Raw genomic sequence first — 12,726 nt, 5'->3', positions numbered from 1 at the left:
TCCACGAAGATAATCTGCAACCTTTCATTCTTCTCTGGATATCTATATTTGTAACATATCCTGAATGAGTCTTATCTTCATGGAATTGCATATTTATCAAATGTTAGCTCCTTAATGATCAGATCCTGATTCTAAGAAGTCAGATTCTAATATATTGTCATTCTTCGATGAGAATCATCCATAGGAGATTTTACAGAATTAGGTAGGTTGAAAATAGAAAAGTGGAACAGGGAAAAGAAAGCCCTGTTCTTCAATATTTACGTCTTTCAGTCCCTGTGAGGAGCACACGAGAAGTATCCGTTGTTGTAGGCGTCAAGCCAGTCGAGAAGATCACTTCCTGAGTGGATTCCGTCTGTCATATACTTCCATGCGTCACTCTTTGCTTCGACTCCAGAACCTGCAGGACCATACATTTCCATCCATTCATCTGCTTCAGCAATGAAATCGACTCCAAAAGGAAGTCCATTTTCTTCACTTTCTATTACACATGAACCGTATGGGTTGCCTACAAGGACGTTCAACTTAGCTGCCACGAGCTGTTCGAACATATTGTACGTCTTGTCTTTAGCTGTGGGTTCCTCCATGATTGCAATTGCTTCACTTACATTGTAGGTGACGTTACCAATCTCTATCTCTTCGACTGGCCATGCATCAGGATGGTTCTTCCAGTAACCTGGAGTACCGACACCAGGTGCTTCTGTACCGATGTAGTGGCTTGGGTCCGTGTCGTTCACAGACTGACCATCATATACAGCTTCAGCAGTTGCATTGTTCGCATACTGTCCTGCAGCTGCATTTCCTGTAGCAAACAGGCTTGTATTGGATTCGCCCACACCAAGGTATGCAATTGTTCCGATGAATCCTTCCATATCATCGGTCACGTTGACGTTGACAAGTGGAACGTTACCAATGTTGGTCACGTTGTATGTCCATGTCACCAGATCTCCAACAGGGATAGCAGGACCTGTCGGACTATCTGCATCTTCTCCATTGGTTGCCTTCTCTATGTCAATTGCTGGAGCAGCACCGAAGTAGTGGCTTGGATCCGTATCATTTACTGGCTGACCATCATATACAGCTTCAGCAGTTGCATTGTTCGCATACTGTCCTGCAGCTGCATTTCCTGTAGCAAACAGGCTTGTATTGGATTCGCCCACACCAAGGTATGCAATTGTTCCGATGAATCCTTCCATATCATCGGTCACGTTGACGTTGACAAGTGGAACGTTACCAATGTTAGTCACGTTGTATGTCCATGTCACCAGATCTCCCACAGGGATAGCAGGACCTGTTGGACTATCTGCATCCTCTCCATTGGTTGCCTTCTCTATGTCAATTGCTGGAGCAGCACCGAAGTAGTGGCTTGGATCTGTATCATTTACAGGTTGACCATCATATACAGCTTCAGCAGTTGCATTGTTTGCATACTGTCCTGCAGCTGCCGTTCCTGTAGCGAACAGACTTGTGTTGGATTCACCCACTCCGAGGTATGCAATTGTTCCTATGTATCCTTCCATATCATCGGTCACGTTGACGTTGACAAGTGGAACGTTACCAATGTTAGTCACGTTGTATGTCCATGTCACCAGATCTCCCACAGGGATAGTAGGACCTGTTGGACTATCTGCATCCTCTCCATTGGTTGCCTTCTCTATGTCAATTGCTGGAGCAGCACCGAAGTAGTGGCTTGGGTCCGTGTCGTTCACAGACTGACCATCATATACAGCTTCAGCAGTTGCATTGTTTGCATACTGTCCTGCAGCTGCCGTTCCTGTAGCGAACAGACTTGTGTTGGATTCACCCACTCCGAGGTATGCAATTGTTCCTATGTATCCTTCCATATCATCGGTCACGTTGACGTTGACAAGTGGAACGTTACCAATGTTAGTCACGTTGTATGTCCATGTCACCAGATCTCCCACAGGGATAGTAGGACCTGTTGGACTATCTGCATCCTCTCCATTGGTTGCCTTCTCTATGTCAATTGCTGGAGCAGCACCGAAGTAGTGGCTTGGGTCCGTGTCGTTCACAGACTGACCATCATATACAGCTTCAGCAGTTGCATTGTTTGCATACTGTCCTGCAGCTGCCGTTCCTGTAGCGAACAGACTTGTGTTGGATTCACCCACTCCGAGGTATGCAATTGTTCCTATGTATCCTTCCATATCATCGGTCACGTTGACGTTGACAAGTGGAACGTTACCAATGTTAGTCACGTTGTATGTCCATGTCACCAGATCTCCCACAGGGATAGTAGGACCTGTTGGACTATCTGCATCCTCTCCATTGGTTGCCTTCTCTATGTCAATTGCTGGAGCAGCACCGAAGTAGTGGCTTGGATCTGTATCATTTACAGGCTGACCATCATATACAGCTTCAGCAGTTGCATTGTTTGCATACTGTCCTGCAGCTGCCGTTCCTGTAGCGAACAGACTTGTGTTGGATTCACCCACTCCGAGGTATGCAATTGTTCCTATGTATCCTTCCATATCATCGGTCACGTTGACGTTGACAAGTGGAACGTTACCAATGTTAGTCACGTTGTATGTCCATGTCACCAGATCTCCAACGATGATGTAAGGTCCTGTCGGACTATCTGCATCCTCTCCATTGGTTGCCTTCTCTATGTCAATTGCTGGAGCGGCACCGAAGTAGTGGCTTGGATCCGTATCAGAAACTTCTATAGGACCATAGTATCCTGTTGCAGTTGCATTGTTTGCATACTGTCCTGCAGCTGCAGTTCCTGTAGCAAACAGGCTTGTATTGGATTCGCCCACACCAAGGTACGCAATGGTTCCTATGTATCCTTCCATATCATCGGTCACGTTGACGTTGACAAGTGGGACGTTACCTGTGTTTGTCACATTGTATGTCCATGTCACCAGATCTCCAACGATGATGTAAGGTCCTGTCGGACTATCTGCGTCCTCTCCATTGGTCGCCTTCTCTATATCAATGGCAGGAGTTGGAATCTCTATAAATACAGTTGCGCTATCTTCACCAGGTCCATCCAGGTTATTACCTGCACCTACCTGAACAGCCAGAATATTTCCTGGGCTCAGATCGTAGTGCTGACTGAAGTTTGCAATGCTGATCTCATAGACAGATTTTGGCAGTTCGTTCGGATCTGCTACATTGAATGCATCGCTTGTAAGTCTGGCATCTATCTCTCCATACGTTAGTCCAACAGTTGAACTAACTGACCAGTCGTTGTTAGTTACACTGATAATTGTATAATTTGCAGGATTAGAATCCTGGGATACATATATACTAAAGACTTCCGCGCCAGAAAGACCAAATCCAACTGGACCTGCAGTTCCGTTCGCGTCTGGAGGGGTTATAGTTCCTGTATCGCCATCTCCATCACTGTCTCCGGGGATACCATAAACTTCCGCCATACCGTAAAGCTTGTCCTCTATTGGGTCATAATGTCCGTAGAACCTTGCAAGGTCAAGACCGCTTGAATTGTTCGTTGAAGCATCTCCATTAACGGCCATTCCATCACTAAAACTAGGACCTGCATCATTTTTAGGATCAGTATCATACCATAGTCCGGTATCTGCTGCATAAGTTCCCTGTCTGACCACCATTCTGTCTCCAAATGGTCCGTTTGAATTGTATGTTGAGGCATTATACTGGCCGAATGCCCAATCTTCATCCCATTCTCCCACGGACTTGGCTCCGTCCACGGTGATTGCAGTTGCAGCAGGAATTGACAACAATATCATCAATATCACTGCGAACAAACATGTTGATTTTATCATTACTCTACCACCATCTAATTTTTTACAATTTAAGTTTGAGGTTTTTCTGGAGGTATCCGTATTACATATTTGGTATTCTGTATCGATGCCGATAATAATCGGTCAAATATAACACCAAAGATCATATTCTAACAAAGCTAACGCTCTGTTGACATTATCATTTGGCTAAATACTTCTGCCAAATCTGTATATACATCACTCCTGCATATTCACTAGATATGCTACTGAACACTCCCCAGTGTTCACACTGTTAATTTATGACTGCATTGCTTTTATATTTACTGCATCACTATCTGTAAATGTATATACATTATCTATCATTTGTAACAAAATGATATATTTTGTCATAATTGTAATATAAACTCTAAAATAATTATTTAATACCTTAATATTTGCAAGAGTGATGCAAACGAATGGTTCAATCAAGACATGGACTCACCAATTTATCTGATACAGTATACTTTAAGAGATCCATACAAATACAATGATCTAACTCTTCTATAGATTCTTCAACAAACGGAAAGATGTTCCATTTTCAAAAGATGATATGTCAATTGAACCTGTTAACGGCGATAACTAACTTTTTACAGTCATTAATTTGATATACTCTACTAGCTAATAGAATATTGACCAATAAAAAGGAGTGTGGAATAATATGGTAAAGGTTACTTTAGTTCATTCTGAATGGTGTCACTTTTGTCCGACTGCAAAGAAAATGTGGCGAGACTTAAAAGAACAGTGCGATTTTGAGTACGAGGAAGTAGAACTGGACACTCCTGAAGGAAAAGAGCTTGCAAAAAAGTTTAAGATCCGTTCAATACCTACAACGATCATTGATGACAAGATTGCCTTTGTGGGAGTTCCTGACAAATCTCAGACAAGCAATGTTTGTAATGATAGTTGATCACTATGCATGATCTTATCATAATAGGGGGAGGTCCTGCAGGGCTAACTGCAGGTATATATGCAGTACGTTATGGTCTTGACACTCTCGTGCTCGAAAAGAATGTGATCCACGGTCAGATAGCCACTGCAGAAAGGGTTGAGAACTATCCGGGTTTTCCATCGATCTCCGGAATGGAACTCATGGAGAAGTTCAAGGAGCATGCAGAACACACTGGCGTGAAGATACAGAGTGCTAATGTACTAACTGTTCGGGATAAAGACGACAGGAAAGTTATCGTGACAGATGACAGTGAGCTTGAAGCCCTTGCAGTGATAGTTGCTACCGGTGCAAATCCAAAACGTCTGGGAGTTCCGGGCGAGGATAAACTACTGACAAAAGGAGTTTCCTATTGTGCTACATGTGATGGTCCGTTCTATGCGGATCAGGAGGTTATTGTCGTAGGCGGTGGTGAGTCTGCGATAACGGATGCTCTTGTCCTGTCAGGTATAGCTAGTAAGGTCTATGTGGTGCACAGACGTGATGAGCTAAGAGCATGTTCCCTTATTCAGAAAAGGGCTTTTGAGACGGAGAATATCAGCTTTATCTGGGACACTGTTGTGCAGGAGATCAAGGGTGATGAATTTGTTGAGAAGGTAGTTCTCAGGAATGTTAAGACCAATGAACTGACAGAGATGGGTATTGATGGTATCTTCATCTATGTGGGCATTAACCCCAACACTGCAATGGTGGATGTTGATAAGACCGATGTAGGATTCATTGTGACCGATGATCGTATGGAAAGTTCTGTAAACGGGATATTTGCAGCAGGCGATTGTCGGAGAACTTCCATGTGGCAGGTAGTCACAGCGGTTTCTGATGGTGCAGTAGCCGCTATATCTGCTCATGAATACATAACATCTCTTAAATTCGATAAATAGAATTCCTTTCCATTCTATTTAAGAAGGTGAATCAAAAATGATATGCGATGAAGAATTCAATGGTGCATTTTGCCTGAAGATATGCTCAGATTCCACGGCTGATGATCTGGAACCAATAGCAATTGCAATACACACTCTTCTTGGGATTCCGACAACCATTCGCAGTCTCAACTGTAAAGGGATTCGGATGGAAAGAGGAATGATTATTGATAAGGAATACTCGGGTCCAATACTTGAAGAGGTCCTCAGGACGAACATAAGTATCAGGGCAGTGCCAAAGGACGGTGTTTATAAGGGTAAGTCAGTTGTGGTCGCTCCTATAAGGGCACCCAGTGGGGAAGTTATTGGTGCGATAGGTGTTGTTGACCTTGTTGCAGCCCTTGATATCCTGGTGATGTTCAGGGAGTATCCTGGTGTTATTGATGAAGTGGAAGAATCAAGAAGAAAAATGAAATGATTTTATTAATCTCATTAATCATCTAAATTCTTTCATTTTCTCAAATTTAATTGCTTTGCTCACCACAAAAGCTACAATTGATATTGCTACTGCAAGCAGTATTACCATCAACAAGTTTCCGTTTTCTGCTGCCTTCATGAGGCTATAGAAAAGGAAAGCACTCAAAGCCATGCCTATTACCAGTAATATGGCAGATGGCATTCTATAAATTTTCCCAAGCGGTCCTTCCATAGTTGGTACAATATTCTATCCATATTATAGTTTTCTATTCATTGTGAGTTCATCCTGGTGTAATCTTTTATTTGTGGTGGGTCTGTAAAATATACCATAAGTATTTATATGTATAATGTCAATTCAAATTAAAAATGACTAACTAGTCAACAATAGGGAAAATTTATGAAAAAACAGATAGAAGACAAAAAAGCTGCCCTTTTAGAAGCTGCCCTGAAGCTCTTTACTGAAAGGGGTTTCCATGGCACATCCACTGCCCAGATCTCAAAAGAGGCAGGTGTAGCCACAGGCACTTTATTCAATTATTTCCCTACAAAAGAGGATCTCATCAATGGTCTGTATTTCGAGGTAAAAGAAGAATTAAGCCGGAAAATGGGAAAAGATGTCCAGACACAAAAAAATTACGAAGAAAAGTTAAGGAAAATGTGGCATAATCTGGTCGAATGGGGGACAGAGAATCAGGATAAATTCCTTTTTGTCGGACAGTTCTGTTCATCTCCTTATATTACAAGCCATACTCGTGAAGTAGTTATGGAAGAGTATGTTTTCTTCCATGATCTTGTGACAGAAGGATTAGCAAATGGAGAGCTTGGGGACTACCCGCCAGAAATGATAACTTCAATGTTCTATCAGTCAAGCAGGACAATAGTTGACTATATTCTTTATTCAGAACCACAGGATCGAAGTAAAGCTATAGAAAATGGATTTCAGGTTGTCTGGAAAGGGCTGGCTAAAAAATAATATTTTTTTCGCCACATAAGTGAGTGACCGGTCACTCACCGAACTTAAAATCCACACCCACTTTCACAATAAAAGTAGCAAATTATCATATACCGAAAATGGAGAGGAAATGAAAATGAAAAAGCATGTTACTATTTTGCTGGTTTCGATCCTGATGTTTTCCTTAATTGCAGGATGTATCACGGCTGACAGCACATCAGGAATTGATTCTAAAACACTCGAAGTCGATAGCAACAATCTCTATGAAGATTCTCAGGAGACAACTGTTCCAGACAACACAATTACTGAAATTCCTAAAGTCTATATGGCCACTGACATAAGTCCGGAAGGTTTAATGGCAGTGTACGATGCAATGGGCCGTGACCTTACTGGAAATGTAGCGGTAAAGATCAGTACCGGTGAGCCGGGCGGTGACAATTATCTTAAGCCCGATCTGATCAAAGATCTCGTACAGTCAGTTAATGGTACCATCGTCGAATGTAATACTGCTTATGGTGGCGGCCGCGCTGAAACATTAATGCACAAACAGGTTATGATCGATCATGGTTTTGCTGCGATAGCTCCAACAGATATAATGGATGAAGAAGGTGAGATATCTCTTCCTGTTACGGTTGGAGAACATCTTGATGAGTTTATTGTAGGTTCCCATTTTGAAAATTATGATTCATGGATTATTCTTTCCCACTTTAAAGGTCATGCTATGGGAGGCTTTGGCGGTGCTCTGAAGAATGTAGCAATTGGTATTTCATCTGCTAATGGAAAATCGTATGTCCATACAGCAGGAGTGAGTAAAGAAGTTAGTGGTTTATGGGGAAATTTAGCGGAACAGGATGATTTCTTAGAATCTATGGCAGAGGCAAATGGAGCTTTTATGAATGAAGTAGGGGACAATGTGGTCTACATCAATGTTCTGAACAGATTATCTGTGGATTGTGATTGTGACTCCAGTCCCTCTGAGCCAACAATGGCTGACATTGGAATTATGGCTTCTTTAGACCCAATTGCATTAGATCAGGCAAGTGTTGATCAGATCTATGCAGCTCCTGAAGGACAGGATCTTATCGAGCGCATGGAATCAAGAAATGCTACACATATCCTTGATTATGGTGCCGGGCTAGGTCTGGGCAGTCAGGAATATGAATTGGTGAATCTGGATGCTTGATATACTTCAGAGAGAGTTCATATATCTCTGGTATTATTCCAGTGTTCTGTTCAATCAGATCGCTATATACTGGGTCTTTGGCATATTCCTGGGCTCAGTAATTTCCGTATTTGGCAAAGAGAAGATCCACAGGCTGTTTGTTTCCATACAGAACAAGCGTCTTGGAATATTCGGGGTGATTCCAGCAAGCTTGCTGGGAATCGCCTCTCCCCTTTGCATGTATGGAACCATCCCTATCGCAGCTTCATTCTCAGAAAAAGGAATGAGGGATGACTGGCTTGCTGCGTTTATGATGAGCTCTATTTTACTGAATCCACAACTGCTCATTTACAGCGCTGCTCTTGGCACAACCGTTTTTTCCATACGTTTAGTTTTAGCTATTATTTGTGGAATCCTGGCCGGTCTCTGCGTCAGGTTATTTTTCCGGGACAGGGGATTCTTTAATTTTTCAACGCTTGTATTGCCGGAAAGCAGGGATACCGACCCTAATATGCTAATGCGCCTGTTAAAGAATGTATGGAGAAATATCAAGGCAACTGGTAAGTATTTTCTTCTTGGTATCGTGCTTTCAGCAATGTTTCAACGCTATATATCTCCTGATGCATTTGCCGGCCTTTTCGGAAACCAGCAAGGATTTGGCGTGTTATTGGCAGCAACCATAGGTGTTCCCTTATACGTATGTGGTGGAGGCACCATTCCTTTACTGCTGGAATGGTTACGACATGGTATGAGTCTGGGTGCCGCTGCAGCATTTATGATTACCGGGCCTGCAACAAAAATAACGAATCTTGGTGCTGTAAAAATTGTCCTGGGTAAAAGACAATTCAGTATCTATCTGGCATATACAATTTTGTTTGCTATCGTAACAGGTATTTTTATAGATATCTCCCTGTAATATCTTATAGTGGAGTTATACAAGCAAGGTGTTAGAAAAATTGGTGTTCTTGTGATTCAAAAGATAAAAAAGATCAAACTAAAAAAGATTGTGTTACATTCGTTCCTGCTTATGATACTATTTTGTGCAGGCATTATATTGTTCATGAATGTAGCTCCAGCTTTCGGTGGGGATCCGACATCAGAACAAAAAGAAGCCTATCAACAATTAAGCAACTATGTTGACGGACGTTTTGTAAATGAAATACCTACCAGTGTTTTTGTAGATTTATCAGATGCTTCAGCTTCAAATGATCTTTCTGTTTCCGAAGTTGTAGACCGTGATCCTGCAAGTCCAATCCCTGTTTCTACGATAGACTGGGACCAGATTAACAATAAAAACGATAGTTTGACATGGTTAGGACACTCTGCTTACCTGCTTAGTATTGATGACAAAAAGCTATTGCTTGATCCTATGTTGAGTCCTGTGGCTTCACCGGTTTCGTTTGTGGGAATTAACAGATATGAATATGGTGAAGATGTCATGTTGAATATCATTGATGAAATGCCAGCAATTGATGCAGTTTTCATTTCACATGACCATTACGATCACATGGACTACCAATCCATTGTGCAACTAAACAGCAAAGTGTCGTATTTCTTTGTTCCTCTTGGGTGTAGTGCTCATCTGATCAGATGGGGAATTCCAGAAGAGAAGATCACAGAACTCAACTGGTGGGAAGAAATAGAGTATCAGGACTTGACTGTTGCTTTGACACCATCAAGACATGGCTCTGGAAGAGATCCATTTAGCATTGATACCACACTATGGGGCGGATGGGTCATTCTGGGAAGCAAAACCCGTGTATATACCAGCGGAGATGGAGGATATGGTCCGCATTTTAAGGAAATTGGAAACAAATACGGGCCTTTTGATATCACCCTGATGGAAGGTGCTCAATATGACCAGAGATGGGCTGAGATCCATATGGTTCCGGAACAGGCAGTAAAGGCCAATCTTGATGTAAATGGTGAGACCATGATGCTGATGCATTGGGGAGCATTTACACTGGCTAATCATGCCTGGAATGAACCAATAGAAAGGGTACTTGAAGAAGCAAATGAAAGAGAAGTGAACATAATTGCTCCAATGATTGGTGAGACCGTTTTTTTAGATTCAGAGCTGGAAACGTCTTCAACTTCATGGTGGGATTTCTGATAAGAAAATGAAAGTTTATCTGATTATATCGGTAAGCTGAGAGTGAAAAGTGTCTCGTATTATTCAGGAAAAAATAAGAACTGTAATTAAGACTCACAGTCAATTTATCTCCTATATGCGCTTTGTCCAAATAAGATATTAGAAAAGATCAGCATATAACCAATCCTTTCTTTATTTTTTTTAAGTATATTCTTAAAAACGATTGGGCCAATAAAAGCAAATCCAATTCCTATGAGAATTCCACTACGTATTCCAGTTGTTAAATCATGAAATAAGTATCCTAACACTGCACATACAATTAGGATTAGAGTGAAATACATAATTTTTTCTTTCGTTCGATATATGTTCATTAAAAAGCCCCATACATTATAATATCATTTTGTTTAGAGTTATCTTTTTTGTAGAAGAATAATAATTACCTTACTATAAAGGATTAGTGGCCCCCTTATCCAAGCAAAACCACTGAATTTATTTTTGAGTCTATTTCAATACGCCTCTTAAAACATTTTCTAACGCAGTAGAAAGCATGAAATGCCCAATAAATACCCTATTTTTGGACAAAGCATCCAATATGCTCACCCTTATATACTAGTAAACATAACACGTAGATGACTGATTAGTCACTCGCGGAGTCGCGTGGATCACGCAGTGTTGCGCACAAAATGATGACTGATTACTCAATCACATCGATTGTAAGCAGATGATACTTTCTGAAAAAAGTATGAATCGGAAATGCAGTTTAAAATTACAAAATAAATAGAGGAGTTAAAATATGGCAGAAAATATTCAATCAAAAGGTTATGCTGGAAAAGACGAGTCTGGAAAGTTGTCTTCCTGGTCATTTGAAAGAAGACCTGTAGGTGATAATGACGTTCTAATTGACATTAAATACTGTGGAGTTTGTCATTCTGACATTCATCAGATCAAAGGACACTGGGGACCACAACAATATCCACAGGTGCCTGGGCATGAAATTGTAGGTATTGTCGCTGCTGTTGGAAAGAATGTTACAAAATTCAAAGTCGGTGATCGTGCAGGAGTCGGGTGCATGGTTGACAGTTGTATGGACTGTGAAAGCTGTAACAATGGTGAAGAACATCATTGCGACAAGGGTGAAACTATAATGACATATGGTTATCTGGAAGAATCATCACCTACAGGTATAAGTCAGGGAGGATACTCCCAGAATATTGTTGTCACCGAGCATTTTGCAATAAAGATACCTGATTCTATTAAACTCGAGGAAGCTGCTCCATTACTGTGTGCTGGTATTACTACTTATTCACCTTTAATGAAAGCTAGTATCAAAAAAGGAGATAAAGTAGGAGTTGTAGGAATTGGCGGACTGGGACACGTAGCTATTAAATTAGCAGTATCAAAAGGTGCTGAAGTTTATGCCTTTACAACCAGTGAAAGCAAAAAGGAAGATTGTCTTGCATTCGGAGCAAAAGAAGTCATTGTTGTTAATTCACCAGAAGACATGCAGCCATTAAGGGGTAAACTGGATTACATGATATCCACAGTTCCATATGCATACGATATGTCATCATACATTGACTGCGTAAAGCCATACGGATATTTCACCCAGGTAGGGCAACCAATTGGCGGAGAACTCACAATTAACAACTTCAATATGATCTTCAACAGAGTGAACTTTAATGGATCACTTATTGGAGGAATCCCGGAAACTCAGGAAGTAGTTGATTATTGTGCGGAAAACAAGATCTATCCGCAAATTCAGATGATTGAACCTGAAATGATCAATGAGGTATGGGAGAAGGTCGTAAATAAAGAAGCTCGCTATAGATATGTAATTGACATGTCAAACTTGTAATAGGACCCAACCAGGTCCTTACTTTTTTCACAAAAACGAATGGTGCTTCTAGTAAGTAAAAAAAGGTAAGGGATACTAAATGGCAAATCTGAAAGAAGAGAAATGTCTGGTAGCCTATTTTTCGCGTGCTGGCAATAATAATGTCAGTGGCAAGATCGTGAATCTTCCAACAGGTAACACAAAAGTAGTAGCTTGCATGATCCGGGAAATAATTGATGGCAATCTTTTCAGTATTGATACAGTACAGTCCTATCCAAAGGATTATTCTGCAACAGTCAACATCGCAAAAAAGGAATTAAATGGAAACGCCAGACCTGAACTTTCCAGTCATGTGGAGAACATGGAACCTTATAATGTGGTATTCCTTGGTTACCCCAACTGGCTAGGAACAATGCCAATGCCAGTATTCACTTTCCTGGAAGAATATGACTTTTCCGGAAAGATTATTGTTCCATTCTGCACGCATGGTGGAGGTGGAATGGGGCGCAGTGAGGATGATATTGCAAAACTTTGTCCGGAAGCAACACTTTTGAAAGGCTTCTCTATACAAGGTTCTCGTGTAAGTGCGGCAAAAAAGGATGTAGAAGGCTGGTTGGAATCGATCAGCAGGATGTTTTGAAT

At 41.3% G+C, this 12,726-nt stretch carries 11 protein-coding genes; 9 read left to right on the top strand and 2 right to left on the bottom strand.

Annotated elements, in window-relative coordinates; genetic code table 11:
• Positions 1–266 precede the first annotated feature (266 nt).
• Positions 267–3,764 carry a beta strand repeat-containing protein gene (locus RE476_RS05950; RefSeq protein ID WP_309309475.1) on the bottom strand — a complete coding sequence of 1,166 codons (3,498 nt, stop codon included), beginning with the start codon at positions 3,762–3,764 and terminating at the stop codon, positions 267–269.
• A 655-nt stretch (positions 3,765–4,419) separates the two neighbouring features.
• Between RE476_RS05950 and RE476_RS05945 the strand changes: the two genes are divergently transcribed.
• Genes RE476_RS05945 through RE476_RS05935 form a run of 3 tightly spaced genes read left to right on the top strand, consistent with a single transcriptional unit; the run spans position 4,420 to position 6,045 of the window.
• Positions 4,420–4,668 (top strand): glutaredoxin family protein, encoded by a 249-nt coding sequence (locus RE476_RS05945; protein WP_309309474.1) that lies wholly within the window; start codon positions 4,420–4,422, stop codon positions 4,666–4,668.
• Between the two features lie 5 nt (positions 4,669–4,673).
• Positions 4,674–5,588 carry a thioredoxin-disulfide reductase gene (gene trxB / locus RE476_RS05940; protein ID WP_309309473.1) on the top strand — a complete coding sequence of 305 codons (915 nt, stop codon included), beginning with the start codon at positions 4,674–4,676 and terminating at the stop codon, positions 5,586–5,588.
• 37 nt (positions 5,589–5,625) lie between these two features.
• Positions 5,626–6,045 (top strand): DUF2111 domain-containing protein, encoded by a 420-nt coding sequence (locus tag RE476_RS05935; RefSeq protein WP_309309472.1) that lies wholly within the window; start codon positions 5,626–5,628, stop codon positions 6,043–6,045.
• Positions 6,046–6,063: 18 nt separating this feature from the next.
• Here RE476_RS05935 and RE476_RS05930 read toward each other — a convergent pair whose 3' ends face one another.
• On the bottom strand, positions 6,064–6,276 hold the full coding sequence (locus RE476_RS05930) for a hypothetical protein (protein WP_309309471.1): 213 nt from the start codon (positions 6,274–6,276) through the stop codon (positions 6,064–6,066).
• A 165-nt stretch (positions 6,277–6,441) separates the two neighbouring features.
• Between RE476_RS05930 and RE476_RS05925 the strand changes: the two genes are divergently transcribed.
• The 6 genes from RE476_RS05925 (at position 6,442) to RE476_RS05900 (ending at position 12,724) form a co-directional block, all read left to right on the top strand.
• Positions 6,442–7,017, top strand: a complete 576-nt coding sequence (locus tag RE476_RS05925) for a TetR/AcrR family transcriptional regulator (RefSeq protein ID WP_309309470.1) — start codon at positions 6,442–6,444, stop codon at positions 7,015–7,017.
• 109 nt (positions 7,018–7,126) lie between these two features.
• On the top strand, positions 7,127–8,179 hold the full coding sequence (locus RE476_RS05920) for a DUF362 domain-containing protein (RefSeq protein ID WP_309309469.1): 1,053 nt from the start codon (positions 7,127–7,129) through the stop codon (positions 8,177–8,179).
• Positions 8,172–9,074 carry a permease gene (locus RE476_RS05915; protein ID WP_309309468.1) on the top strand — a complete coding sequence of 301 codons (903 nt, stop codon included), beginning with the start codon at positions 8,172–8,174 and terminating at the stop codon, positions 9,072–9,074. The genes RE476_RS05920 and RE476_RS05915 overlap by 8 nt, the downstream gene beginning before the upstream one ends.
• A gap of 111 nt (positions 9,075–9,185) precedes the next feature.
• Positions 9,186–10,271 carry an MBL fold metallo-hydrolase gene (locus RE476_RS05910; protein ID WP_309309467.1) on the top strand — a complete coding sequence of 362 codons (1,086 nt, stop codon included), beginning with the start codon at positions 9,186–9,188 and terminating at the stop codon, positions 10,269–10,271.
• 772 nt (positions 10,272–11,043) lie between these two features.
• Complete coding sequence (locus RE476_RS05905) at positions 11,044–12,105, top strand: NAD(P)-dependent alcohol dehydrogenase (RefSeq protein ID WP_309309466.1); 1,062 nt, start codon at positions 11,044–11,046, stop codon at positions 12,103–12,105.
• A 79-nt stretch (positions 12,106–12,184) separates the two neighbouring features.
• Positions 12,185–12,724 carry a flavodoxin gene (locus RE476_RS05900; protein WP_309309465.1) on the top strand — a complete coding sequence of 180 codons (540 nt, stop codon included), beginning with the start codon at positions 12,185–12,187 and terminating at the stop codon, positions 12,722–12,724.
• Positions 12,725–12,726 lie beyond the last annotated feature (2 nt).

This window comes from Methanolobus mangrovi, assembly GCF_031312535.1.
GTDB lineage: Archaea > Halobacteriota > Methanosarcinia > Methanosarcinales > Methanosarcinaceae > Methanolobus > Methanolobus mangrovi.
Note: the sequence above shows the minus strand (reverse complement) of the source record. Positions and strands in the feature narration are given on the sequence as shown.